General features: G+C 44.0%; 25 protein-coding genes. 6 read left to right on the forward strand and 19 right to left on the reverse strand.

The window, feature by feature from the left end:
• Positions 1 to 140 precede the first annotated feature (140 nt).
• The 3 genes from gndA to zwf all read right to left on the reverse strand — a co-directional run bounded on the left by gndA (position 141) and on the right by zwf (position 3,864).
• Positions 141 to 1,559, reverse strand: a complete 1,419-nt coding sequence (gene gndA / locus JNUCC31_RS02005) for an NADP-dependent phosphogluconate dehydrogenase (RefSeq protein ID WP_192268088.1) — start codon at positions 1,557 to 1,559, stop codon at positions 141 to 143.
• Between the two features lie 70 nt (positions 1,560 to 1,629).
• Positions 1,630 to 2,295, reverse strand: coding sequence for a fructose-6-phosphate aldolase (gene fsa / locus JNUCC31_RS02010; RefSeq protein ID WP_024630525.1), 666 nt, complete (start codon positions 2,293 to 2,295; stop codon positions 1,630 to 1,632).
• A 51-nt stretch (positions 2,296 to 2,346) separates the two neighbouring features.
• Positions 2,347 to 3,864, reverse strand: coding sequence for a glucose-6-phosphate dehydrogenase (zwf, locus tag JNUCC31_RS02015; protein ID WP_192268090.1), 1,518 nt, complete (start codon positions 3,862 to 3,864; stop codon positions 2,347 to 2,349).
• 112 nt (positions 3,865 to 3,976) lie between these two features.
• On the opposite strand from zwf, the gene JNUCC31_RS02020 reads away from it, so the two are divergent.
• Entirely contained in the window at positions 3,977 to 4,864 is an 888-nt protein-coding gene (locus JNUCC31_RS02020) for a LysR family transcriptional regulator (protein WP_192268092.1), read from the forward strand.
• A 108-nt stretch (positions 4,865 to 4,972) separates the two neighbouring features.
• Here the strand turns inward: JNUCC31_RS02020 and JNUCC31_RS02025 are convergent, their stop codons facing one another.
• The 9 genes from JNUCC31_RS02025 to JNUCC31_RS02065 form a co-directional block, all read right to left on the reverse strand.
• Entirely contained in the window at positions 4,973 to 5,641 is a 669-nt protein-coding gene (locus JNUCC31_RS02025) for a hypothetical protein (RefSeq protein WP_192268094.1), read from the reverse strand.
• A 170-nt stretch (positions 5,642 to 5,811) separates the two neighbouring features.
• The gene (locus tag JNUCC31_RS02030; protein ID WP_192268096.1) at positions 5,812 to 6,396 is read right to left on the reverse strand and encodes a cupin domain-containing protein; all 585 of its coding nucleotides are present in this window, start codon (positions 6,394 to 6,396) and stop codon (positions 5,812 to 5,814) included.
• Positions 6,397 to 6,513: 117 nt separating this feature from the next.
• Positions 6,514 to 7,467, reverse strand: a complete 954-nt coding sequence (locus tag JNUCC31_RS02035; RefSeq protein ID WP_192272660.1) for an aldo/keto reductase — start codon at positions 7,465 to 7,467, stop codon at positions 6,514 to 6,516.
• A gap of 129 nt (positions 7,468 to 7,596) precedes the next feature.
• Positions 7,597 to 8,403, reverse strand: a complete 807-nt coding sequence (locus JNUCC31_RS02040; protein WP_192268098.1) for a helix-turn-helix transcriptional regulator — start codon at positions 8,401 to 8,403, stop codon at positions 7,597 to 7,599.
• Between the two features lie 491 nt (positions 8,404 to 8,894).
• Positions 8,895 to 9,344 (reverse strand): hypothetical protein, encoded by a 450-nt coding sequence (locus JNUCC31_RS02045; protein ID WP_192268100.1) that lies wholly within the window; start codon positions 9,342 to 9,344, stop codon positions 8,895 to 8,897.
• 46 nt (positions 9,345 to 9,390) lie between these two features.
• On the reverse strand, positions 9,391 to 9,780 hold the full coding sequence (locus JNUCC31_RS02050) for a hypothetical protein (protein WP_192268102.1): 390 nt from the start codon (positions 9,778 to 9,780) through the stop codon (positions 9,391 to 9,393).
• 26 nt (positions 9,781 to 9,806) lie between these two features.
• Entirely contained in the window at positions 9,807 to 10,550 is a 744-nt protein-coding gene (locus JNUCC31_RS02055; protein ID WP_192268104.1) for a hypothetical protein, read from the reverse strand.
• Positions 10,551 to 11,855 (reverse strand): SPFH domain-containing protein, encoded by a 1,305-nt coding sequence (locus JNUCC31_RS02060; RefSeq protein ID WP_192268106.1) that lies wholly within the window; start codon positions 11,853 to 11,855, stop codon positions 10,551 to 10,553.
• 297 nt (positions 11,856 to 12,152) lie between these two features.
• Positions 12,153 to 13,220: an ankyrin repeat domain-containing protein gene (locus JNUCC31_RS02065; RefSeq protein WP_192268108.1), complete on the reverse strand. Its 1,068-nt coding sequence runs from the start codon at positions 13,218 to 13,220 to the stop codon at positions 12,153 to 12,155.
• Positions 13,221 to 13,552: 332 nt separating this feature from the next.
• Here JNUCC31_RS02065 and JNUCC31_RS02070 point away from each other — a divergent pair, with 332 nt between their 5' ends.
• Entirely contained in the window at positions 13,553 to 14,515 is a 963-nt protein-coding gene (locus JNUCC31_RS02070; protein ID WP_228469447.1) for a serine hydrolase domain-containing protein, read from the forward strand.
• 128 nt (positions 14,516 to 14,643) lie between these two features.
• Here the strand turns inward: JNUCC31_RS02070 and JNUCC31_RS02075 are convergent, their stop codons facing one another.
• The gene (locus JNUCC31_RS02075; RefSeq protein ID WP_416234360.1) at positions 14,644 to 15,690 is read right to left on the reverse strand and encodes a serine hydrolase domain-containing protein; all 1,047 of its coding nucleotides are present in this window, start codon (positions 15,688 to 15,690) and stop codon (positions 14,644 to 14,646) included.
• Between the two features lie 230 nt (positions 15,691 to 15,920).
• Positions 15,921 to 16,514, reverse strand: a complete 594-nt coding sequence (locus tag JNUCC31_RS02080) for a TetR/AcrR family transcriptional regulator (protein ID WP_192268112.1) — start codon at positions 16,512 to 16,514, stop codon at positions 15,921 to 15,923.
• Positions 16,515 to 16,619: 105 nt separating this feature from the next.
• Here JNUCC31_RS02080 and JNUCC31_RS02085 point away from each other — a divergent pair, with 105 nt between their 5' ends.
• Complete coding sequence (locus JNUCC31_RS02085; RefSeq protein WP_192268114.1) at positions 16,620 to 17,636, forward strand: alpha/beta fold hydrolase; 1,017 nt, start codon at positions 16,620 to 16,622, stop codon at positions 17,634 to 17,636.
• 177 nt (positions 17,637 to 17,813) lie between these two features.
• On the opposite strand, the gene JNUCC31_RS02090 is transcribed toward JNUCC31_RS02085, so the two are convergent.
• Together JNUCC31_RS02090 and JNUCC31_RS02095 are read right to left on the reverse strand one after the other, a co-directional pair.
• Positions 17,814 to 18,506 carry a DUF1361 domain-containing protein gene (locus tag JNUCC31_RS02090; RefSeq protein ID WP_192268116.1) on the reverse strand — a complete coding sequence of 231 codons (693 nt, stop codon included), beginning with the start codon at positions 18,504 to 18,506 and terminating at the stop codon, positions 17,814 to 17,816.
• Between the two features lie 34 nt (positions 18,507 to 18,540).
• Positions 18,541 to 19,074, reverse strand: coding sequence for a hypothetical protein (locus JNUCC31_RS02095; RefSeq protein WP_192268118.1), 534 nt, complete (start codon positions 19,072 to 19,074; stop codon positions 18,541 to 18,543).
• A 114-nt stretch (positions 19,075 to 19,188) separates the two neighbouring features.
• On the opposite strand from JNUCC31_RS02095, the gene JNUCC31_RS02100 reads away from it, so the two are divergent.
• The gene (locus tag JNUCC31_RS02100) at positions 19,189 to 19,830 is read left to right on the forward strand and encodes a spore coat protein (RefSeq protein ID WP_192268120.1); all 642 of its coding nucleotides are present in this window, start codon (positions 19,189 to 19,191) and stop codon (positions 19,828 to 19,830) included.
• 276 nt (positions 19,831 to 20,106) lie between these two features.
• Positions 20,107 to 21,063 carry a hypothetical protein gene (locus JNUCC31_RS02105; protein ID WP_192268122.1) on the forward strand — a complete coding sequence of 319 codons (957 nt, stop codon included), beginning with the start codon at positions 20,107 to 20,109 and terminating at the stop codon, positions 21,061 to 21,063.
• Between the two features lie 153 nt (positions 21,064 to 21,216).
• On the opposite strand, the gene JNUCC31_RS02110 is transcribed toward JNUCC31_RS02105, so the two are convergent.
• Positions 21,217 to 22,143, reverse strand: coding sequence for a sigma-70 family RNA polymerase sigma factor (locus JNUCC31_RS02110; protein WP_192268124.1), 927 nt, complete (start codon positions 22,141 to 22,143; stop codon positions 21,217 to 21,219).
• A 37-nt stretch (positions 22,144 to 22,180) separates the two neighbouring features.
• A complete protein-coding gene (locus JNUCC31_RS02115; protein ID WP_192268126.1) occupies positions 22,181 to 22,627 on the reverse strand; it encodes a carboxymuconolactone decarboxylase family protein in 447 nt (148 codons plus the stop codon).
• Positions 22,628 to 22,986: 359 nt separating this feature from the next.
• Here JNUCC31_RS02115 and JNUCC31_RS02120 point away from each other — a divergent pair, with 359 nt between their 5' ends.
• Positions 22,987 to 24,033, forward strand: a complete 1,047-nt coding sequence (locus JNUCC31_RS02120; protein ID WP_192268128.1) for an aromatic ring-hydroxylating oxygenase subunit alpha — start codon at positions 22,987 to 22,989, stop codon at positions 24,031 to 24,033.
• A 132-nt stretch (positions 24,034 to 24,165) separates the two neighbouring features.
• Here JNUCC31_RS02120 and JNUCC31_RS02125 read toward each other — a convergent pair whose 3' ends face one another.
• Positions 24,166 to 24,870: a cupin domain-containing protein gene (locus JNUCC31_RS02125; protein WP_192268130.1), complete on the reverse strand. Its 705-nt coding sequence runs from the start codon at positions 24,868 to 24,870 to the stop codon at positions 24,166 to 24,168.
• Positions 24,871 to 24,958 lie beyond the last annotated feature (88 nt).

Raw genomic sequence — 24,958 nt, forward strand, 5'->3', positions numbered from 1 at the left:
CAATCACTTTGTTCCAGATATAGCATCAAGGAGCAGCATTACTAGGCTGAAAGAAATATAAAAAAACATTCCTGCGTCCGCTCATGATTAGCTAACATCATGAACGATCGCAGGAATGCTAAATGGTCTCGAATTACATATTACTCGTTGGTATCCATCCATTGGAAGTGGAATGAACCTTCTTTGTCCACACGTTTGAATGTATGAGCACCAAAGTAGTCACGTTGTGCTTGCAACAGGTTCGCAGGCAAACGCTCAGTGCGGTAGCTGTCATAGTAAGACAACGCGCTGGAGAATCCAGGAACCGGAATGCCTTGAGTAACCGCAGCTGCAACGACTTCACGCCATGCACCTTGGTAGGATTCAACAATGTTTTGGAAGTATGGGTCCAGAAGCAGGTTTTTCAGTTCTGCATCCTTGTCATACGCTTCTTTGATATTTTGCAGGAACTGGGAACGGATGATGCAACCACCGCGGAAGATCATGGCGATGTTGCCGTATTTCAGATCCCAGCCGTATTCATCGGAAGCTGCACGCATTTGTGCGAATCCTTGTGCATAGGATACGATTTTACTTGCGAACAGCGCTTTGCGCACATTCTCGATGAATGCTTTTTTGTCACCGGAGAATGCTTCAGTCGCAGGTCCATTCAGGATTTTGCTCGCTGCCACGCGCTCGTCTTTCATCGCAGACAGGAAGCGGGAGAATACGGATTCCGTAATCATGGACAAAGGTACGCCGAGATCAAGCGCGCTTTGGCTTGTCCATTTGCCTGTTCCTTTTTGTCCAGCTGCATCCAGAATGACATCAACCATTGGTTTGCCGGTTTCCGGATCGTATTTGGAGAAGATGTCTGCTGTGATTTCAATCAGGTAGCTATCCAGCTCGCCTTGGTTCCATTCAGAGAAGATTGCATGCAATTCTTCAACGGACACATTCAACACGGATTTGAGCAAGTGGTAAGCTTCACCAATCAGCTGCATATCTCCGTATTCAATACCGTTGTGCACCATTTTCACATAGTGTCCGGCACCGTCTGGTCCGATATAGGTGCTGCAAGCATCGTCGCCGACTTTGGCCGAAATGGCTGTCAGAATCGGTTCAACGAGCTCGTACGCACTTTCTTGTCCACCTGGCATGATTGCCGGGCCTTTCAACGCGCCTACTTCACCACCGGATACACCCGCACCGATGAAGCGGAAACCTTTAGCTTCCAGATCTTTGCTGCGGCGTTGGGTGTCAGGGAAGTATGCGTTCCCTCCATCAATGATGATGTCGCCTTCGTCCAAATGTGGCAGCAGTTGTTCAATGGTAGCGTCCGTTGCTTTACCCGCTTGAACCATGATCAGGATTTTGCGCGGAGATTCCAGGGAGGATACAAACTCTTCAATTGTGAATGCGCCTGTCAGGTTCTTGCCTTCGGCTTCTTTCAGAAGATCGTTCGTTTTCTCCGGGGAACGGTTAAATACCGATACCGAGAATCCTTTGCTTTCAATATTAAGGGCAAGGTTCTTACCCATTACTGCAAGTCCGATGACACCGATCTGTTGTTTACTCATTTTGTCCTCCCAATGTCCCATGTTTTAAATAAACGTTAAACGGATTAATTCACACTAATCAGCAGCTAACTTATTGAACTGTTTTTTTCCAGTCCGCTGCGAATTTGTCCATACCTTGGTCTGTCAGTGGGTGCTTGGAAATTTGTTCAATAACGGAGAATGGAACGGTAGCAATATGTGCTCCAGCCATCGCTACACGTGTAACGTGGTCCGGATGTCTTACGGAAGCCGCAATAATCTGTGCATCCAGGTTATGTGTGCGGAACAATTCAGCTACTTTGGCAACCAATTGAACACCATCTTCAGAAATATCGTCAAGACGTCCAAGGAATGGAGATACATAAGTAGCGCCAGCGCGTGCAGCCAGAAGTGCCTGATTCACGGTGAAGATCAACGTTACGTTGGTTTTTACGCCTTTTTTGGTCAGATAACGGCAAGCTTCAAGTCCTGCGAGCGTCATTGGCAGCTTGATTGTGATGTTTTTGTCGTTGTTATTGATTTTGATTAGTTCGTCTGCTTGAGCAATCATCTCTTCAGCTGTAATCGCATCTGGTGTTACTTCCGCAGATACGGATTCAACTTCAGGAACCTCACGCAAAATTTCTTCAATGCGATCTTCGAATTTCACGCCTTCTTTGGCTACCAGTGACGGGTTTGTTGTTACACCAGACAGGACGCCGATTTTGTATGCTTTTTTGATGTCTACCAAGTTTGCTGTATCGATGAAAAATTTCATATTCAATTACCTCCAAGGGATATGTTTTTTTGATGTTACAAGTTTTTGATGTTACAGGTTGGCATTAACAGCCAGAGGAACTTCAATATCATCTTCAGCCTGTTGATCGGCAGGTTGGTCAAACCACCAGTGGTGCCCATCGGCTGCCAGCATCGCATCCGACTCTGCTGGTCCATAGCTTCCTGCCGGATACAAATGAAGTGGCAGCAAATTCTCCTGGAATGCATCCAGAATAGGTTGTACCCAAGCCCAGGACAGTTCTACCTCATCCCAATGGGCAAAGAACGTTGGATCGCCATGCAATGCATCATGAATCAGGTTCTCATAGGCCTCCGCCAGATCCTCACGATCCGGTGACAGATCGATATGAACCGGTTTGAACTCGCCTTTGTTTTGCGGATCGCTCGCATTAAGCTGCAACGTCATGCTCTGATCAGGGCTCATCTCAATAACAAGCAGGTTCGGTTTGGAACCGTTAACCACGTTAGCCTGACCGGATGGTTCCTTGAATTCAATGACGATACGAGTTGACTTCTCCTTCATTCGTTTGCCTGTGCGGATATAGAAAGGCACGCCGCGCCAGAAGAAGTCATCAATCTGCAGTTTCGCAGCAATGAACGTATCATTCATCGTATTCTCGGCAACACCCGGCTCAGCTGCATAGCCGATAACGGATTTGCCTTGAATGTTTCCTTCAGCATACTGACCGCGAATGACACTTGCACCCACGTTCTGCTTTTGCAATGGCTCAATGGATTCCATAATATGCTTTTTCTTTAAGCCTACTTTTTCCGTGGTGCTGTTGTAGGGGAGCTGAATGGCCATCATCATCAGCAATTGCAGCATATGATTCTGGAACATGTCACGCACGGCGCCTACATGATCATAATAGGATGCCCGTTCTTCCACGCCAACAGTCTCATTCGCAGTGATCTGCACATTGGAGATATAACGATTGTTCCACAACGCCTTCATGATCGGATTGCTTTGATGCAACGTTTCAAGACGCTGTACCATCGGTTTGCCCAAATAATGGTCAATCCGATAAATTTCTTCTTCAGTAAACGCCTCGCTTAATTTGCGATTCAGATCACGAGCCGATGGCAGATCATGTCCAAATGGCTTCTCGATGACAAGGCGTTTCCAACCCTCCGCAGATCCAAGTCCACTTTGCTGAATGTTCTCCGCGATGGGTTCGAAGAATTCTGGACCAACCGAGAGGTAGAACAGGCGATTGGACGGAATGCCAAGCTCTGCCTCTCTGCGTTCAACCAGATTCAACAGCTCTATATAATCTTCCTTATGGCTTATATTCAATACACTATAACGGAAAGCCTGCACGAATGACTTCACCACTTGAGGATCAGCCGGGCGTCTGGAAAATTCATTTAATGATTTTTCCACTTGAGCCTGAAAGAATTCATCAGACCATTCTCTGCGCCCCAAGCCAATCAGCGAGAAGGATTCCGGAAGTTTCTGCTCAATGTATAAATTATATAAGGCAGGATATATTTTTCTTTTGGCTAAATCGCCAGTCGCACCAAATAAAATAATGGTCGTTGGTTCCATCTCACGTTTCTCCTTCCAAGTAACTCTGGTTTCTTTGCTGTAGTTACACTATAATACGTTTCATAGCCATACAAGTAATTAATATATTTCACAGGAGCTATAGACGATATCTATGACAACAAATTATGAATTGTATAAGGTATTCTATTGGGCTGCCAAAACGGGCAGTTTGACCCAAGCCGCCAAAGCGTTGTATATCACTCAACCAAGCGTCAGCCATGCGATTAAACAGTTGGAGGAAAGCTTTGGCCTTACGTTGTTTTATCGGAATTCCAAGGGAGTTGCGCTAACTCAGGAAGGTGTCAGTCTGTATTCCTATATTGAACAATCCCAGATTCTGATCTCGCTGGCGGAGGAGAAAATGGCCGCTCTGAAGAGTTTGGACAACGGAGAACTCAGAATCGGGGGCAGTGATTCGCTGTTTAAGCATTACATGCTGTCCTATCTGGAAGAATTTCATGTGCTCTATCCTAACATCAAGCTGCATCTCAGTCACGGAACAACCCCGGAAGTCATTACGTTCCTGAAAGAAGGCAAAATTGATCTGGGTGTTGTACGGATGCCCATTGTTGATCCCCAGCTGGAAGTCAAGGAAAGTATCCAGCTCAAAGACTGCTTCGTCGCAGGTGAACGCTATGCTCAACTGAAGGATAAAGTCATGACACTGGAGATGCTGCTGGAGCATCAACTGATTCTTTTCTCCAGAAACAGCCGTGTTCGGATGGCGATTACGGAGCTGTTCAACAGCTATGGCTATACACTCAAACCCGAGATTGAGGTCGGAAGTGTAGATTTGTTAATTGAGTTTGCAAGACGGGGATTGGGCATTTCTTACGTAACCCGTGAATTTATTTCCAAAGAGCTGGAAGAAGGTTCACTCTTCGAAATCCAATTGGATGTCCCCCTCCCTCCTTCCCATGTGGGCATCATGACAAAGCGAAATATGCCGATCTCCTTGGCAGCCAACCGATTTATGGATCTCATTTTCAAAACGGAGTAAGATCGTTGCTCTGTTACTCTATACAAAAAGTGCCTCGTCATCCCCAAAGGATGATGAAGCACTTTTTGTGATTTTCATTTTTCCAATTACACAACCAACCCATTCTCATCATACTCCAAGTTCTCTCAATCTGCTCTCAATTCTCTCAGGAATCATAGCAAACAGTTGCTCCCAGGGCATGAATAGACTCGGCTCAAACAAAAACTCCTCAAACTCCATAGAAGGAACAAACGCCTTAGTCTGCAGGAAACTCCGCACGCTGGCATTGATCTCATCATTTGTTTCAAAATAACCTTTGAACATCTCGTTCACGAGCAGGCCGTCACAACCAGCATTTGCACCTGCTGCACTGTACAAATCCGGCAACAGTTCAAACACGACAGGGATCGGAGAAAAGGCATGTTTGCCTGGCTGCGAGTATAGACACATATGGCGTCCAACCACATTAACTCGATCCTTCAGCAATCCCCGAAGTACTCTGCCATGAAAGCTGGCTTCACAGTCCACAACTTCACCGTCATGGCCTACATATACCCACACATGCTCCATCTCGTACAAATGACCAATCTCATAATCCCACCAAATCGCAAATTCAATTACATATTGGACTGCCTCGGCTGGAAAATGAATTTCCCTTCTGAATGATGGGGAAGGTCCGGAACGATCCAATACCGAAATACCTACAAAATCAGGGTAAAAGGGTTCATTTTGATCAAACATCAATACCGGGGCATAACTCAATGCGATTTCAAGCTTTTCCTGATCCGTTCTTGTCATGAATGATTCCTCCACGTTCTTTGAGTATGATCCATACGGTGACAATCCAATGTTACTATTCAGTTTAACAGAGAACTTCGAACGTGTTAATTGGACTAAGGTAGGCCCGCAACCGGTGAATCGTACCGGTTACGGGCCTGAATTGGTTCATTTGAAAAGAGAATGTAATGTTATCCTTGTGAGCCTTTGGATGATTTGGAGGCTTTGATCGCTTGATCTGAAACGGAATCCACACAACCGATTGGCGGTCCCAAAATAGCGTCATTCTTGATGGAGGCTACTGCCTTGGCGTACGCCTCTTCATCAATGCAGTATGCCCGATGTGCAACTTCTGGTGGCGTTGCAGCCAAGAAATCCGCCCCAAGAACAATGTCCGGTGTCGGTTGGTCAAATATCGTTAACAGGTGCACATCGTCTGTCTCTGCTACAAACCAATGGAACCATCCTTGAGGGAAAATTGACACCTGACCAGGCTTCAAGTGATAACTTATCCGCTCACGCTTGAACGGATCGAAGACTGAGGTAGTGATCTCACCACTGATCAGAACAATCATTTCGGTCACATTTGTGTGCCAGTGAGGCTGAACAATAATGCCTTTGCTCATGTATACATTAAAAAATCCATTCTTGATCGTAGGTAGCTGCTCCCCAAACAACTGGGTAACATAATTTCGCGAGTCACGCTGATAATATACAACCGCTGTGGAATCGGCCGCCAGTTGAACATTCGGGGATTGCAGAATCGGATTAATCATACCGCTGTTTCCTCCTTATAGGCATACAACTCATTGTAGTACTGTATGCCTTATGCGGCAGAGATAATACCGAGGACAACGTTTCAGCTTCATTTATTTATAACGATTAAGTTTATATCAGGCAATCCCCGGATATCTTCCTCCAGCAGCAACTCCTTTGGGAGATATCCGTTCAATCTCTGCCATTTCATCATCGGTAATCGTGACCTGCAGGGCGCCAAGGTTCTCGTGAACTCTCTCCAAACTGCGAGTACCCGGGATGGGAACGATATGTTCTCCCTTTCCAAGTAACCAGGCGAGTGCGAGCTGAGAAGCCGTACATCCTTTTTGCTTAGCCATGTCCTGGATCAAGTGCACAACCTCCAGATTTTTCTGGAAATTCTCACCCTGGAAACGTGGATAATGACGACGATAATCGTCTTCCGGCAGATCGTCTACCGATTGAATCTGGCCTGTCAGGAAGCCACGGCCCAATGGACTGTAGGGTACAAGCCCAATGTTCAACTCGTTCAACAAGGGCAATATCTCATCTTCCAGCTCACGACTCCACAATGAATACTCCGTTTGGAGTGCTGTGATGGGATGAACGGCATTCGCGCGACGAATGGTCTCTGCCGATGCTTCAGACAAGCCTATATATCGGATTTTCCCCTGCTGTACCAGATCGGAAAGTGTTCCTACGGTTTCCTCAATTGGCGTATTAGGATCAGGTCGATGCTGATAATAGAGATCTATATAATCCATGCCCAGGTTATACAGACTGGCATCCACTGATTTTTTGATATACGCCGGATCTCCCTTGGGGCCTTGGGTATGTGTTATACCGAACTTGGTTGCTACAATCGCATCGGCTCTTCGCCCTTTAAGCGCACGACCAAGCAATTTCTCGTTGCCACCAAACCGCTGCTTTTCGTATTCACCATACAGGTCCGCTGTATCAAACATCGTTACTCCTGCATCAAGCGCGCCCTGGATCGTATGTACCGATTCTTCGTTATCTGGCATCATCATCACACCTAGCCCAAGCCCGGATACCTGCAAATTATCGCTTCCCAACGTCCTTGTCTTGATCATGTGGTTCCCTCTTTTCGTTAATAAAATAAAAAGTATTGAACTTGTATTCATTCTATTTCACAAACGGAGTCCCAACCACAGTCTGTTTATGCTAGTACTAGAATTACCAGTCTGATCAATCTTCTTCTATACGGCAACAGGAACGTAGATACAACAATGAATACCTGATTGGCTGTTCAGATTATTCATGGAAAAGATATCGTACGTATACACAATACCATCTGTCCGATCCGTCGTTTCAAGCTGGACCCGATTGACTTGTTTCAATCCAACTTGGTGCAGGTTCCAGATCGTTTGAAAATCGACACTTTCTTCGCTCAACTGTTTCACTATTTTGGTAAATTGAGGATCAACCTGATACTTGTCATAGTACGTCCGAAACACGGCTACCGAGTGCCGCGCGAATTCTTCCCAGTTATGCATGCGTTCCCTAAGCGTTGTATCCAGAAACAAAATTCGCATCATGAGACGATCATGAACATGCATGGAGGAAAAGTTGAACAGGTTCGTATTTGCAGCTTCATTCCAGGCAAGTACCTCCGAGCGTTCATTGGTAATAAAGGAAGGGTATGTCAACTGCCCAATAATACTCTCCCATCCCGGCTCCAGTTGAGAATACGAAGCAAGGAATTCATGCTCCGCATTGGGGTCCCATAGATGAAACAGATGATCCTTCTCTTCCAGTGTTAACTGGAGTGCATTCGCTATACTCACCATCACTTCTCTCGAAGCCGCCAATTCCCTGCCCTGTTCAAGCCACGTGTAATACGTTGCACTGACACCTGCCAATACCGCCACTTCTTCTCGCCTTAAACCTGGTGTTCTTCGTTGTCCATAAGATCCTGATAATCCGACTTGTTCTGGCTGAATGAGACTTCTCCGTGATTTCAAAAATTCACCCAGTCTTTTGTTACGGCTTACTCCTCTACTCATCTCATATACACCGCCCTTTATGTGAAAATGGATTACAGCAATGCGCAGACTCTATCCACAAATGGAAGTCTCTGAATGGCTTTGATATAATTCTTTATATGATCATACGGTATATGCTTAGTTAACCAATAGATTAGCATTGATTCATGCAGAACGAAAGGAGCCCAGGTTGGAACTGCTGGTTCTGAACCCCAAGATGAAAAGTCTGAATTTCAGAGAAAACCTTTCTCCTGAGCTCCGTATTGAGGCATCAGAAAATGGAAGATGGATATGGTTGAAACCTATACTCAAACCTTCAACAAGATGGATGCCAAGACAGCGCTATAGAGATGAATCGTGAGGAAATATATGAGGTGTTTGGTCGCATGAGGGATTTTTAGATTCGATGATGAATGAGAGATGAAAGTTCTGTTTTTCTAAAAGAGTTGAAAGAAAAAACCTGACTCCCTATTGGAATCAGGCTAAGATTTTTCTCGATCCTTTATTCAAATTTACGAAGCTTCAACGGTTGTTCCACAATACTCACAATCCGTGGATTGATTCCGATATACCTTCGCCTTCGCTCCACATCCCGGGCAACTTACCGAAACTTGCTTTTTCGGCTCTTCGGCCTTTTCGACCTTTTCTTCAACGTCTGCCATATCTGTTATATTGATTTCTGTATAGTTGATTGTATTGTGACTGGTGTAACTCACGGTGTTACTATTGGAACTTGAATAAACTTTGGCACTCTCTGTTTCGCGATCCAGATCGCCTCCATAGTCTCCACCATAAAACTTGCGTTCCGGGACTCTTTTTTTTCTGAGCAATCGAATACCAAAAAATAAAAAGATAAATTCAATAAGAAGAAATGCCCACATAGTACCATTCTCCGTATTAAAAAATACGATTGCTTGCATAATTGCATAAAAAATAAATAATATACCGAAAAACTTTCTCAAGATAATTCCTCCCAACAACCACGACCATGGTATATATGTTATTAGTCTACGAGATCCTAATCGTTGTCCCGCAATACTCACAATTCGTCGATAAATTGGGGTAAACCTTGGCCTTGGCACCACATCCGGAACAATTCACAGCTACAGGTTCTTGTAGCTCTTCATAATCGGATTTTTTAAAATACTCTTCGTTCTTGTCATCAAATTCGTCATGATCCGAGTGAGGGGGATAATAACGATCTCCTAAATACGGTTGATGCTGTACCTTTGGTCTCCTACAGAGTCTGACCCCCGTAATAAACACAATTATTCCTGGGAACATTAAAAAGATCATGCCAACAACTGCTACATCTCCTCCATCGACTAACATTAAAATCGACATCAATAAACATATGGATGAAAATATGATTAAAATGATTCCAAAAAACTTCTTCACAACTTCTCCCCCTGAAAAATAAAAAGTTAGGATTTTTGAATCAATATTTGCTGATTCCGTTCAATCAAACGACGTTTTAATGTAGTTAACTGAGCTGAAATGGTATCATAGTCTAGTGCCTTATCATTTGCATTTGAGTCTGCCCATTCACGGTTTAACGTCTCAACGTCCAGTAAAATCCTGTGATCGTTATAAACGTACGAATCTGGAGGAAGAGGATCACTATATTTCACCATTTCAATCATTTCTTCTAACGTTGCCTTAGCGCCATCAATTGCAGCACTAGGGGTCTTCTCCAGATTGTGCTGCAGTTGTATAAGAACTAATTCAACCTGTTTCAGTGTACCGATTTTGGCTTGTATATTCTCCTGCTCACTGTTTGCTGATCGAATGTAAATGACCAAAATTCCACTTATGATGGTCGCTAATAATAAGGTTGAAACATGCAGAGCGATAAACCAGGTTAAGGCAACATCTGCTATGCCCGTGACAAGGGAATAAGTGAGCACACAGATTAAATATACTACGACCACAACACCCAGAGAAGCATAGCCAGGAATCAAACGTTTGACAGATTCCCAATGCTGTAATACATACATGGTATATGCCCATAATGCGGTAACTCCAACATAACAAGCTGCAAGACTAATCCAGAAGGAAACAGTTAGGATTGATTTTCCAAACAGTGTAAATGACATAATGGATACGAGTGACAAACCGACTATATAGATCAGGCTCAAGATTAGGGCGTTACCACGTTTTAGAAACATTTATGTGTCACTCCCATCCTGTAATTTGTTGCCGCACTCCAGACAGAACTTCTGACCGGGTTTCACTTCGTGATGACAATGATTACATTTCAAAACCAGGCTGGAGCCACAATTGCCACAAAATTTGATATTGCCTAAATTGATATGATTACACGATGGACATGGACTTGGCATAGGTTGATGACACTGAACACATTCATTGGCATTCTCTGGATTATCTGCTCCGCAAGAAGGACAAGCATGGTATTTGTCTCCACAATTAGGACAAAATTTGGTTCCTTTTTGCATGGAATAACCACATTTATTACAGTCCCTTACTGTTGTTTCAATTCCCAAAGTCTTGCCGCATTTACTACAAAAAGAAGCATCTGCCTGATTCGGGTGATGACAATGATCACATAAGCGCATGCCTGGTGTTTCGGTAGTAGACATTACCCGTGACATCTGGGACATTTCGCCCCCGAATGTGCCACCTAGGCCGACCCCCATGCCCATTCCAAGTCCAGCTCCCATTAAGCCAGATTGCATGCTTCCTTCATTTTTGGCTGCACCTTCAAGCGTATCGAATGAACGCTCCTGTTGATAGGTGTACCCGATAATGTCCATTTCGGCTTTGCGTGCCAGCGCTTCTCTCAATCGAATGACCGAGGGGTCCTCTTCAGGCAGATTCACACTGTGGATATACAGGTTCATTAACTCAATACCAAACTCTTCAAAAGCAGATGCGATCGTATCAGCAAAATGTCGTGATATTTCGGCGATATAAGCATTGATTTCCAGTACACTTACTTTTCTATGTATTAGATAGGAAGACAGCATCGAGTTAATATTCATAATAATCAGCCCGCGAAAGTAATTGACCATATTAACCTGGTTGAATTCGGGCAGCGTTCCCACAAGTTTAACTAGAAATTTGCGAGAATCCGCTATTTTTATTCCCATCTGCCCAAAGGCTCTCACAGGAACGATAATATTATATTTTGGGTCCTGTATCTGAATTGGATTTGCTGTTCCCCATTTCACGTCTAATGCACTTACTTGATTGACATACCACACTTCTGCTGCAAAAGGTGATTTTCCTCCGAACGGAAGGTTAACTATCCGATTTAAAATCGGGATATTCGCCGTACTTAGCGTATGTCTTCCTGGCCCGAACATATCAAGCGCCCTTCCATCCTTAAAGAGGATTGCCTGTTGGGATTGATTCACAATCAACTGGGTCCATGTTCCCAATTCGTTCTCAGGATGCTTCCAAGCAAATACATCAGGTGAACCGTCATACTTGATTACGTCAATAATGGCCATTTCTCTTCCTCACTCCAGTTGTAGAATACTATAATTTCACTTAATCACTTGCACTAACAATCGATTTCTAACAATCTAAAGTTGAACCATTTGATATATTCCTTATCTATTAATCTTTCAACAAAAATATTTTTCATGTTTAGGCATTGCTATTTTACCATTTCTAACCTCCCTTCGCACTAGTATAGTTCATATTTCGTGAGATTTTTTTCCTATTTTAGTGTTATAAATATACTAAAAAACCTCTTGCATATAGATACATACAAGAGGTTTATGAAATTTTCTGAAACACTCCAGTTAATTCAGGAGACTTTCCAAATGTACTTCAGGTCCGTCCAGGAAGTTTTCAAAAGAACATATCGTTCCATGCTCCTGATGTTCAATGTCAGCATAACCAATCATTTTTTTACTCGGATTCCAGACGATCAGGAGATGGGAGTACTGATCCACGTCAGAGGATATGCGCAGCAGTTTCTGTCTGCCCATCTTCATTTCTACCGTATCAACCAGTTGGAAGAATTCGATGTACCCCACGCCAGACGGATTGTCCGGCAAGTCAATTCTGTGCGGGCCTTCGTTCAGAAAATGTATCAATGCATCAGGCAGCCTATACGATTTGAGCGCATGCAATTTGTTGCTCAGATCGTGAAATTTTTGTGGCTCATGAGCCTTCAGATATTCTGCCATTTCTTCATTCTTTTGACTGATGGCAATCGTATATGCCCGTTCCCCATCCTTCTCCTGAAGGGTTACATCGGACCCCTGTTCCACCAGAAATTGGACCATCTTCATATTGTTGCTGCGAGCAGCTACCGTAAGCGGGGTAGCCTTATAGGGATATACCATATCGGGCTCGTTGTAATTGATGTCCACGCCCTCGTCCAGCAAATACTGGACCATCTTCATGTCGTGATCCGAAACAGCTTTACGTATCGTTTTGCCGCCATATTTTCGAATATCCAGTCCGAGGTCATTCAGCACTGTGATGTTCTTTTTGTTACCATAATACGCTTCATCGTATGCACTGGACTTGACCTTGTTTAAACCGTTCAATTTGGCGCCCTTCTGATGCAAATATCGGATAATCTCTTCTCCACCATATCGGACCGCCTTGAGGATTGATGGCTTATCCTTCACATTCAGGTTCACTCCATGCTCTACCAACCGCTTGACCACTTCCTGCTGATTAGTGATAAGAGCAAGGTCCAGGGGTGTCAAAGCTATGTACTTGCTGAGCGAAATCTCTTGTTCGAGATCCATGCCCTCTGTGATAAATTTTTCTACCGCAGCAGTATCTCCCTTGTAAATCGCCATAGCGTGATCGGGCAACGTTTCAAACGTACCTTGATTTCCGATTTTGAACAAAAGTCTAACCTCCCCCTGGTTAATAACTACACGACTAATTCCTGTGATGCACATTACTAATAGTATACCTGCTATCTATTTCTTTTGTACAAATCCTCCAACTTTCAACAGATAAATGTTCTGTGGTCTGCTCCGGTGTATCAGTAAATACGAATATCCGAATCAGTCTGCGGTTCAGTCCTTTCTAATCCGGATTTCTGAGGTGTTAGAATTGAGAACTTATTTATTCGTATGCTATGATGATGGTTCAAACCTTTTTCTACTGAATACTCAATTTATGGGATATGTCCCAAATAAGAAAGGACATTATGAATCCTTTATCCATACCATCTATGTTGCATCACATCATCCCGCCGCTGGATCTGCGCAGCTGCCTTGTCAGCGTACGTGGTGAACTCATTTACGAGCACTATCGCAACCAAGAGGCTGCAACCCATATTGCTAAAATCAATTCATGTACCAAGAGTGTGCTGTCCGCACTTATCTGTATGGCGATGGATCAAGGGATGCTGCCCGAGGCAGGCACACCGATCTCCACTTTTTTCCCACAGCTGGAATCTGATCCTGACCCACGCAAAGCGGAAATTACATTGGAGCAGTTACTAACCATGACGGCCGGATTCAACTGGGACGAATTCGGAGGACAGAATTCATTTCCGCGCATGACGCGTACAGATCACTGGGTAAATTTTGCGTTGGAGCAACGCTTAAGTCATGTACCAGGTACACATATGGAGTACAATTCGGGAGTATCACAGATCTTGTCTGCCATCCTCATGCAAAGTACAGATATGTCGGTAGCTGAGTTCGCGGAACGTTATCTATTTGGCCCCTTAGAGATTCAAGAGTATCAATGGGAAAGCGACCCTCAGGGTGTTCATACCGGGGGGTTCGGCTTAAAAATGCTCCCGAAGGATTTGCTAAAATTCGGACAACTGTTTTTGCAACAAGGCATGTGGAACGGACAGTCGCTAATTTCGAAAGATCTTGTTAGCCGCTCTACCAAACCTGCGATTACGGTAACTCCACCCAATCATGGCAGCTATGCTTGGCATTTGTGGGTCGATGTCTATTCAGACGAGACCACTTCCTTATCTGATGCATCCATTTCATCGGAACAGAACCTGCCTCCACTGGATTATTACTATGCCCGCGGATTTGGCGGTCAATTTGTATATATCGTCCCGGCTCTGGAACTCGTTGCCGTGCTGACTAATGACAAACGAAAGAAAGAAAAACCTCCACTGGATGTGTTCCCCAAACGGATTGCACCTCAACTGGCGAAACTCTTATAATCAGATTTGATTGATTTTTGGTTATCGCAAAATAACCCCTTAGCTTACCAGCTACTTCATTGGTAAACTACGGGGTTATTCAATCATTTTTTCAGATTATTCATAACTAATCAAAATCAACTTGAACTTTAATTTTCATAAGAATTAGGCCGTTTCACCAATACCTCTTCCACCGCAAGAGTTATTGGGTAAGGACCCGATTCTTTGTTGGAGAGGACAACAACTTGCACGTTGTGATCCGGATATACAGAAGACATGAACGACACCCCAGGATCAAAACCCATCAGATGCCATTTAAATAGTTCTTCCCCTCTCCGATCAATCCAGATCCCCTGCCCATAAAAGGTTTCATCGTCCTCAGGCACATATGGCGTAATCAACTTTTCAGTTGTTTCTTGGCTCAACAGTTCATTACTTAATAACGCTTCCCAGAAACGAATCATATCCGGCGCTGTCGTATAAGCTCCACCATCAGCCCCACCCTTAATAGGAATGGAAAAAATGTTGCTTGTCCATGAGCCGTCTTCATGATCCATATATCCGATCGCAGTATTACCCGGAAGCCGGTCTGTCACGAAATAACCCGAACTCGACATGCCGCACCTTTTGAAAATATATTCCTCTACATACTCCGTAAACGAATGTCCCGTGTGCTCTTCAACAATAAGGCCCAATACGATGAATGCCGCATTATTATAGTGGAACCGTTCACCCGGGGCAGATTTCATAGGCAGATGCTGAAACATCGGCAAAAAATCATTCAATTGCCGCATCGAATAGACGGGCCGGTCCTTCCACAATTCAGCAAAATCCTCCATCACTTCTTCATCAAAATAATCCGGGATGCCTGAAGTATGTGTTAACAGCTGATGGATTGTAACTCCTTGATCCCATAGAGGAAACTTAATGCTCAAGACATCTGCCAACCTGGAATCGTACGATAATTTTCCTTGTTCAATCAATTGGCATATACTCACTGCCGTAAAGATTTTGCAACCAGATGCAATGCCGAACCGTGTATCTGGCTGATTCAACCGTTCATCACTTCGATTGGCATATGCACGAGCCGTATTCAATAGCGTATCTCCGTTTTGTTTTATCAAAACTACGCCCGAAAAATCAACCTTCTCCATCACTTCTTCTATTTTGCGTGTCAGATCTGTTATATTCATCATTCTATTATTCACCTGATTCTTTTGATTTGATTTCTATGCTCCGGCTGGAAATCATACGATGTCATATCAACAACTGAATGAGGAATGTAATCACCTACAAACTTTTCTATGTAATCGTTATCTTCCTCATTATTTATTCTTGATCAGAACCTGTATACCTTCCTATTTCTGCAAATAAAAAGAAGATTCCCTTATCCCATCAAGGAAATCCCCTTTTAAGTTAATTCAAATTACGCCTGACAAAGCATGCTTAAATGTTGTCCAATCACGTTTTCCACCTTTTGAACGGTTAGCCTTTCAGGCTGCATCAACATATGAATGGCAAGTCCATCAACCAAGGCATACAACCTTTCGGTTTCGATCTCAGCATCCATCCCCGTACGTGCCATACCCTGTTTCTGCAACTCCTGAATTACAAACTGGGCAGCCCGATACATGCCTTGATGCATCTGATCACTTAACTTTTGCAGTTCGGGATAAACCAGCACTTTAGCCGAAAAAGAGAACCAAACCTCCATTTCTATTTTTCTGTCTTCATCTAAAGGAAGAAATTGCAGTAGCAGATGTTTCATATTTTGTAATACAGAATCAGTCATCTGTAATGCCTCTACTCTTTGTTGAACTCTTTCAGCGAAAAGGTTCATGCAAAAGGCAAAGAGCTCCGCCTGTGTGGCAAAATAATGCCTCATGGAACCTACGGATAACCCCGCTTCCTTTGCTATATTTCTTACGGTAGCATGATCCAGTCCGTTATCCCGAATGACTCGAATGGCTGCGTCAGCAACGATTATTCTTTGTTTTTCATGATCTACGATTTTTGGCATACTCCCATTATACACCAAGCTTCTCTTTTTTTAATACGTCGTGCTATAATAAATTTTATAGTACATTGTATTAAAAAAATATAACAAGAGAGGATTTAATGGCAGATGGACACAAGTATTCAAAGCAAACACAAACGTAAATTTGGAGTATTGAAGTTCACCCTCGGGCTGTTCTGCACCGTTCTATTGATTATTGGTGGAGGTTTCCTGTATGAGTGGTACGCCTCTTCTCAGGCCAAAAGTGAGTTCCCTCCTGCAGGAAAGTTGGTTGAAGCAGGAGGTTACAAGCTTCATATTCATAAACAGGGGAATGGATCACCTACCATTATTATGGAGGCCGGTAGTGGTGAGACCAGTTTGTCCTGGAGAGATATCCCCTCTGAGCTTGCTAAACACGCAACTGTCGTGACCTATGATCGGGCAGGATACGCCTGGAGCGAAGCCGCGCCCACAGAGCGTACAGGAGCCAACATCGTACAAGAGTTACATCTGGCTCTCGAAAATGAAGGTATTAATGGACCATATGTCATGGTAGGCCACTCCTTGGGGGGCATGTATGCCAGACTATTTACGCAGATGTACTCAAACGAAGTACAGGGCCTTGTCTTAATTGATGCCCGTCCCGAGGATGATGATCGGAATACGAAAGCTTTACTCCAACAGGATCATTTCATAGGGAACCCGCCTGCCTCATTATTATCACTGTTGAAGTTATCCGGAAGTTTCCGTCTATTTCCAGACTTCATGCTGGAAGGACTGGTTGCAGAGCAAGATCGGGATGCATTTATTAACGTGATAGCAACCCCTTCCTTTTTTCATGCCAAAGAAGAAGAAGGCGCTCTCGCATTTACAACAGAAGATGCCATTCGTGGGCAGAATCTCGGATCCATTCCGATACGAATCATTGCCAGGGGTCTCCCCCAGAACTATGCCCAGGCGGGAATTTCAACTGAAGTTGGGCAGCAACTTGAATCCATATGGCAAACCGGTCAGCGTAATATGATGAATCTGTCCAGTGATAGCGAGTTTATCATTGCCAAGCAGAGTGGCCATATGGTTATTCATGATGAACCGGAATTGGTTGTGCAGACAATTCTTGAATTGATTTCGAGTAGGAAATGACCGGGAAGGCATGAATTGAACCCCTGTTTTAGCAGAACATTTCTGCAGGGGCTGGCATATAACAAAGACCTCTCTCACCATATTGGTGAAAGAGGTCTTTGGGATGGCATATTAGCATTTTTCCAAAAATACAAAATTCATAAATTGCGCTCACAGTTCCGCCTCTTGATCACTATTCTACCTCTTGGCTGGACCCAAAGACCTTGTATTGACCAGATAGTACAGCGTGGCATAGATCGTAAGAATAAATGTGCCAAAGAACATACAAAACGCAAGTGATGGCCGACTTACACTCTCATGCATCAGTTCAACCAGCGTGTCCCGATTGGTTAATGCATCCCAGCTGTTCAGGCGATAAACACGTCCCAGCAGCACGCCGTAACTTCCCAGAGCACAACCTCCAAGCACGAAGATCCATGAAGCCCATCGTCCCAGGTGGTAATGGATCACTTCCTGCAGCTGATACATCGATAGGAATCCGAGCAATAATCCCGTCCAGACGAACATCAAGACCACGATCAAGTCATACCAGTACATGTAGTCCACACCATGTCCACCGCCGTAATAGCGGGAACTGCGTGCTGTCAGATGAACCAGATCCGTTACAATGTAGGAAGAGTTCGGAAAGAACAGCAGCCATAACAGTCCGCTTGCAACGGCAAGCCATGCTGCACCTTTCCATTTCATATGACTGAAGCCATAGGCGATATAAGAGAATACAAAAGGAATCCAGCCCAGAAACAAATTCCAGATAAGGAAACGAAAATAGCGATGATCCAGCCAATCCGCTGCCGCGTAATACAAACCCAGGGTCACCACTGTGACCACACTAAGGAAAATAAATATTTTGATATAATTCAGTCTTCTCAATGATATTTACCTCACTTGATCCAATGAAATACATTCAGTTCCGAAAATATCGGATAATCTCTTCCTTGTTCTTTTCGACACGAAGATTCAGTCCACGTTTATCCTTCAAGCCATATTGTTGTAGTTCATGTCCCGGATCAAGCACCAACGGTTTGGTTGCCACATCCTCCAACAAGTTCATCGTCAGTTGATAGGTTTCACGAAGCTTGTCCACCGGAATAATGGATTCATATCGCTTAATCAACTCCAACAGACGCTCCGCATACACCAGACGTACCATACTATCCGCACTGGATAGTTGTCTCGATGCGAATGCTGTAATTGCAGCGATGATCAGCGGATTCGCATGATATCTGGCAATCAGGGTAAGCTCATCAACTGCGTCCCAGTTCATAATGGATAATTCAGACGTTAACTGATGGATTCTTTCGTCCTTCCATGTCTGCTCCAACTCCTGCGGCACATCCCATTGTTTATATTCCGCATAAACACCACCACGATGCATTTGAACAGCGCTCCCGTAATGTTTAACAAACAACGCCTGGGGAACAGCCCAATCCATTTCCACCCAACCACCACCATACTGTCTCTATTTTTGCTCATTTTCATTCGGCATTACATAAATTTTACTGTAAAAACCATACTAGGATCATACCACTTCCCAAAGGAGAATCAAATTCACATGAATGAAAATCAAATGCAATTCAGAAATGAAGCAAACCCAGGCCTCACGCCCCATATGAACCATGGTGGACATGAAATGTTCGATATGCATGAAGTCCTGTCATGTGCAATCAACGTATTGGATCAATACATGATCTTCAGAACGTTTGTGCAAGATACCGAACTGCTTGATATACTTGACCGCCAGTACAATTTCATGTTGTCTCAGTACAATGTGACTGCTGAATGTTTCTCCACTGGACAGAAACCCGGGCAGGAGACAGGGACCTACATGATTCCAGACATGGTTCCGCCTATCTATGGTCTTAAGCCAGCTGCACCAAAAAAACCAAACCAATCCCTGGCTGATGTAAAAGATGCCGGAATCAGCGGTCATATGCTGGGACTGATCAAAACACACGCTTCTCTGCTCGCCATGGCTGCTCCTGAAATTACAAATCCGACAGTACGCCGTGTGGTTGCTGCTCAGGTTCAACATTTTATCGAGATGGCTTACGAAATTTTCATGTATCAAAACAAAAATGCTTATTACCAAGTTCCGCAACTCAATGCAAATGACACACAGCAGATGCTTAAGGCTTACGTACCAGCAACCGGCGCACCGCAAATGCCAACGAACAATAAACCACCTCTTCATTAGATTAAAATGATGTAGGATCAACAAAGAACAGGCTCTTCAACCCGTACAGGTTGGACGAGCCTGTTCTTTGTTTTCAGAAACATCCGATTTCTATGGCTTACCCCCGTTATACATTTTTCAGTGAATATATACTTGATTAGATTACCAAAAACTGGTTTAATCAAGTGAAACCTTTACTGTGCTGACCTGCGAACCACACGTCTAATGCTATAATGCAATCATAAAAATATAAGTATAATTGGAGACCACTTATTATGTATTAAGGGAGGACCTTGAATGCGATTGAAATCATCTATTAAGCTCAGTTTTCTAGCCATTACCCTAAGCATTACGGCTATTGGTACAACATGGACATCATCCCAAACTGCTTTGGCTGCGCCTGTTTCAGCTTCCAAAACGGTATATCATCAATTTCAAATGTACTGGAAAAATGCAATGCATTCCACGTGCAGCCTGATTCAGGCACGTAAATATCTATCGAATCATATCGATGAGGTTGGCCCATGGCAGGCCACCTTGATGACTCTTCAACTGGAAAATTTGCAAAAGATCCAACTGGCTGACCTGGATCAAAGAATGTATACAGAGTTGTTTCAACATGTTCTTTCCGAAGCCCATTCCAAGATAGGATATGAAAAACAGCTTACATACAGCCGACTGCTCAAAGAGATTAAAGATCCGGCGGTTCACAAGCTTTTGCAGGAAGCATCTGATTTGGGGTTCAAACTGGAAACCAGTGAAGGTCTGTACTATCCCATCATCAATTATGAAATGTACAAAAAGTTTCAACCCTACGTGAAACCTGACATTGTTGCTTACATTGATATTATGGCTGCGGAATCCAACCAGCCTACCACTTCAGATGCGGGTCTTATAATAACCTGGAATGAACTCATCCGTCGCACCTTGGAAAAGGAAGCTTTCCTGAACAACTTCCCAAGCTCCAATCGTGCGTCAGCAGTCAAGAATTTACTGTTCGTCAGTTACCTGTTTTACGGAAGTGATAACACTCCGGCCTATGACTGGTACTCGGAAGAAGAAATCCGTACAATCGATCCAGAAGTAAAAAAAGCATACGAAAAGGCTGTCGCTAAGAGAGAGCCTAATACTCAGAGTATACTTCTCGACACAGTGGAGAAGATTTTGCATCTCCTTGATGAGAGCAATAACGAACTCACCCCGGAAATCAAAGAAATTATAGAACATGTTGAGAAACAATTTACCAATGAATGATGAAGGCAAACCCTGGAAACGGTTCAACGGCCCTTTGTTGGCCACGATCAAAATCGCTTCAAGCGATAAGCCAAAAAAGCGGCACTCCTTTTTACAGGTGTGCCGTTTTTGCTTGTTTCCATACCTTTTATCCTGTACCCATCCAAAACAGTATTATGTCGATACCGATGTTAGTTTGTCTGGATTCACAACCAGATAAACTCCCTCAATCCGTTCACCCGAAGAATCGAGTTCCAGACACAGAACCTCGGATAACTGACCCCTTTCCAATAACGCAAGGTGAGGCTCTCCGTTAATAACTGTAGGTACCCACTCTCGTTCTCGCAATCGGGTAAAAACCCGACGAGAGGTCAACAAGGCGAGTACGCCCTTGCGAACTCTCATCGTTCTCATGACCGTATGCACACGCCCACCGCCATCTGCGGTAAATACAGGTTGTTCGGCTAGCAGATCCAGCATGGCGGACACATCATAACTCAGAAAAGCGGTTGTAAAGCGGGCAAGTAATTCCTCTTTTACAGCATACTCAGCAGGGTTCTGTTCCATGGTAGGAAGGCGATCAGGCAGCTTGCGTCTGGCCCGGCTAAAGATCTGACGGCAGTTGCTCTCCGATTTACCCAGCCAATCCGCGATTTCGTTATACTCATACTGGAATGCTTCACGCAGGATAAAAACAGCACGTTCCATCGGAGAAAGCTTCTCCAGCATAACCAGATAAGCGTAGGAAATCATCTCCTTCTGCTGCACGGTTTCCTCCGGAATATTGGCTGATCCACCGTTACTCATCGGCTCTGGAAGCCATTCCCCAACGTAACTTTCCCTTTGATTGCGGGCAGAATTCAGCAGATTCAGACTGCGGTTTACGACCAGTTTCGCAATGTAGGCCTTGAGATTACGGATATCATGAAGGGGCTTGCTCTGCAGCTCTGCAAAACAATCCTGCACCATATCCTCAGCCTCTACAACACTGCCAAGCATGCGGTAAGCTATGGAAAATGCATAGGATTTGTAGCGAATGTACAGTTCACCAATCTCCAGAGAAGACACTTCTGGCTCATTGGTGAAGAAATTGGATTTCATGAAAATGGCCTCCTCTGGCAGATGGTTATCGTTTCATTTAGTTGAAGCAGCCAGGGTACATCCCTGTTGTAATCGCAATCCGGTTCCAGTTATTAATGGTGTTAATCGCCAGAATCAGATCCACCAGTTCGGCATCACTGAAATGATCTTTCACTTTTTCAAACAATTCAAGTGGCACGCCTTGATCCGAAATACAGGTCACGGCTTCAGCCAGCTCCAGCATAACACGTTCTTTTTCCGTAAACAAAGGCACCTCACGCCACACACTCAGCAGCAAAATGTGATCGGCATAATCGCCCAGCTTCAACAGATCTTTGGCATGCATATCAAGACAAAAGGCACAACCATTGATTTGTGATACACGAATTTTCAACAGTTCATATAACACTTTATCTTCAAATTGACCCGAAACATGCTGCTCCATGGCCATCATCGCTTTGAAAGCCCCCGGATTAGCCACTCTGTAATTCACTCTTAAATTCATCTCATTCGCCTCCGTATATTGGTCTACAATCTGAAGACAAATGAAGACTCACATCTGTGACACTTTTCTTCAAAAAAAATTCCTATTACATTTGAAGACAAAATAAATACGCGACGACATTAAAAGGAATAGCATGAATGAAACGTTGCCCAATTGTTATATAGTTTACATAAACTGTTAAGTTCAAACCGATCCTTCCGTTTTTATGTTAGGTATCTGCTCTTACGTTTGTCATTTCAAACAAAAAAGGATTACACATATTGATATACCAAACAAAAGAGTAGTAACATACGACTACAAAGTAAACTTTTCTGACATTAAAAATGAATGATTTATTATTCTAGCAAGGAGTGACTTCCATGATAACTTCCAATTCCAATCCTCAACTACCATCTGAACTGCCCCGTGGCTGCACATTCTCTGCTGAAGACTGGCATGTCTTATCCCAATATTGGTATCCGATTGCACAGGTAAGTGAAGTAACAGATAAACCTCTCGCAGCTCAATTGCTTGATGTCCGATTGGTCCTGTATCGCAGCAACGACAACGTTGTGGTCGCCAAGGATCTTTGTTTTCACCGAGGGGCCCCGCTTAGTAAAGGATGGGTTGAAAATGGGGAAATCATCTGTCCTTATCATGGTTTCCGTTATAACTGTGAGGGAAAATGCACCGCCGTACCTGCTCACCCCAGCTCCAAAATCTCTCCCAAACTGAAACTTATTGTATATCCAGCAGTCGAACGTTATGGCCTGATCTGGACTTCACTCGCCGGAACAGATGAGCAGATTCCTTCATTCCCAGGTTGGGATGATCCGGATTATATTAATATCCTGCCTCCGAATTTTGATATTGCAGGTTCTGCCGGAAGACAAATGGAAGGATTTCTGGATGTATCCCATTTTGCCTATGTGCATACCGAGACGTTTGGCGACCGAAATAATACAGAGGTACCCCAGTACAAAGTAAAACGCGAAGGCAATGAACTGCTTGCCGAGTATTGGAGTTCTGTTAGCAATTATGGCAAGGGCCAGGATAACGTGGCGCCGGAAGGATTTCAATGGCTGCGCGAATTTCGGGTATTCCCGCCCTTTGCTGCATCACTTACAGTTCACTTCCCGGAAAACGACAAGCTGAACATTCTAAATTGTGCCTCCCCCATCTCTGCACGTTATACGCGTTTATTCTGTCCCATTACCCGCAACTTTGACAAGGATGCTCCGATCGAAGATACAATCAAGTTTAACTTACAGGTATTTGAGGAAGACCGTGAGATGGTGGAATCACAGAAGCCAGAGGATCTGCCACTGGACCTGTATGCGGAAGCTCATATTCCCGCAGATCGCACCTCCATTGCTTATCGTCAGTTATTGACCGAACTTGGGTTGGGACGAAACTACACATCGTAAATCCAAAAACAAATGGAAAAAGAAGCAGAAACGTTCCCATGAACGATCTGCTTCTTTTTCCATGGTGGCTGCAATCTCACTCATGACGACATACCGGGATCGAGCCCATCCTAATAAGTCTAGATCTGTCACTTACCCTTGAATATTTTTATTCACCGGAGGTTCTGTATAATACGGACAGCCTGGTTCGTGAATAATACGAGGATCTACCCACGTTCCCCAATATGGAAGGCGATTCACATATGGCTGTTCGTTGGGCTGACTGTTCGGATGCGGCATATTTGTGGTCGGGGAAACTTGAGTTACACAGTCTGCTGGAGGCCCCACAATCACTGTTTTTTGGATTGGAGCGAGCGTATCCTTCACCTTGTTCTCATCCAGACAATACGTATGGGCCAGAACACTCGCTGGTGTCAGACGTAGAATATCTGAACCAAATATGGCTTCAGGGATTGGAGCATCAAAGATAGCCAGCAGGTGGGTCTGATCTACCGTTGCCATTTCATAGTGCCACCAGCCTTGCGGAACATTGGCTACTTGGCCTGGGGTGATCGTAAAGTTTAACAACTCATGAGTAAACGGGTTAATGAGGGAAACAACGGCTGAACCACGGATGCAATATACCAGTTCGGATGCATTCTGATGGATATGAGGTTCAACTACACTGCCGGTATTCAAGAAAATATCCAGAAGGGAATTATTCCCCAACGTATTTAATTGTTTAATGGATAGGTAATTAATATAGTTTTGTTCATCTTTTTTGAAGAAAGGATTCTGGTTCAAGTCAAATGTAAATTGAGTGGTTGGTAAGGTATAGTCCATATAGGAAGTTGCCAAAATAAACGCCTGCCCTTCGCTCTCGGTTTAGGTGATAACCTATACGCCAGCTTATGCTCTGGGCTCCTATGCGTGAGCCCATTTCTGT

The sequence above is a fragment of the Paenibacillus sp. JNUCC-31 genome (assembly GCF_014844075.1).
Lineage (GTDB): Bacteria > Bacillota > Bacilli > Paenibacillales > Paenibacillaceae > Paenibacillus.

Excerpts from the sequence above, each read along its gene's own strand:
- JNUCC31_RS02060 (WP_192268106.1), bottom strand. The coding sequence starts at position 11,855 with ATGGCCATTATTGACGTAATCAAGTATGACGGTTCACCTGATGTATTT.
- JNUCC31_RS02110 (WP_192268124.1), bottom strand. The coding sequence starts at position 22,143 with ATGAAATCCAATTTCTTCACCAATGAGCCAGAAGTGTCTTCTCTGGAG.
- JNUCC31_RS02120 (WP_192268128.1), top strand. The coding sequence starts at position 22,987 with ATGATAACTTCCAATTCCAATCCTCAACTACCATCTGAACTGCCCCGT.
- JNUCC31_RS02085 (WP_192268114.1), top strand. The coding sequence starts at position 16,620 with ATGGACACAAGTATTCAAAGCAAACACAAACGTAAATTTGGAGTATTG.
- JNUCC31_RS02075 (WP_416234360.1), bottom strand. The coding sequence starts at position 15,690 with ATGATGAATATAACAGATCTGACACGCAAAATAGAAGAAGTGATGGAG.
- JNUCC31_RS02025 (WP_192268094.1), bottom strand. The coding sequence starts at position 5,641 with ATGACAAGAACGGATCAGGAAAAGCTTGAAATCGCATTGAGTTATGCC.
- JNUCC31_RS02070 (WP_228469447.1), top strand. The coding sequence starts at position 13,553 with ATGTTGCATCACATCATCCCGCCGCTGGATCTGCGCAGCTGCCTTGTC.
- zwf (WP_192268090.1), bottom strand. The coding sequence starts at position 3,864 with ATGGAACCAACGACCATTATTTTATTTGGTGCGACTGGCGATTTAGCC.
- JNUCC31_RS02030 (WP_192268096.1), bottom strand. The coding sequence starts at position 6,396 with ATGATTAATCCGATTCTGCAATCCCCGAATGTTCAACTGGCGGCCGAT.
- gndA (WP_192268088.1), bottom strand. The coding sequence starts at position 1,559 with ATGAGTAAACAACAGATCGGTGTCATCGGACTTGCAGTAATGGGTAAG.
- JNUCC31_RS02115 (WP_192268126.1), bottom strand. The coding sequence starts at position 22,627 with ATGAATTTAAGAGTGAATTACAGAGTGGCTAATCCGGGGGCTTTCAAA.
- JNUCC31_RS02020 (WP_192268092.1), top strand. The coding sequence starts at position 3,977 with ATGACAACAAATTATGAATTGTATAAGGTATTCTATTGGGCTGCCAAA.
- JNUCC31_RS02040 (WP_192268098.1), bottom strand. The coding sequence starts at position 8,403 with ATGAGTAGAGGAGTAAGCCGTAACAAAAGACTGGGTGAATTTTTGAAA.
- JNUCC31_RS02105 (WP_192268122.1), top strand. The coding sequence starts at position 20,107 with ATGCGATTGAAATCATCTATTAAGCTCAGTTTTCTAGCCATTACCCTA.
- fsa (WP_024630525.1), bottom strand. The coding sequence starts at position 2,295 with ATGAAATTTTTCATCGATACAGCAAACTTGGTAGACATCAAAAAAGCA.
- JNUCC31_RS02100 (WP_192268120.1), top strand. The coding sequence starts at position 19,189 with ATGAATGAAAATCAAATGCAATTCAGAAATGAAGCAAACCCAGGCCTC.
- JNUCC31_RS02080 (WP_192268112.1), bottom strand. The coding sequence starts at position 16,514 with ATGCCAAAAATCGTAGATCATGAAAAACAAAGAATAATCGTTGCTGAC.
- JNUCC31_RS02055 (WP_192268104.1), bottom strand. The coding sequence starts at position 10,550 with ATGTTTCTAAAACGTGGTAACGCCCTAATCTTGAGCCTGATCTATATA.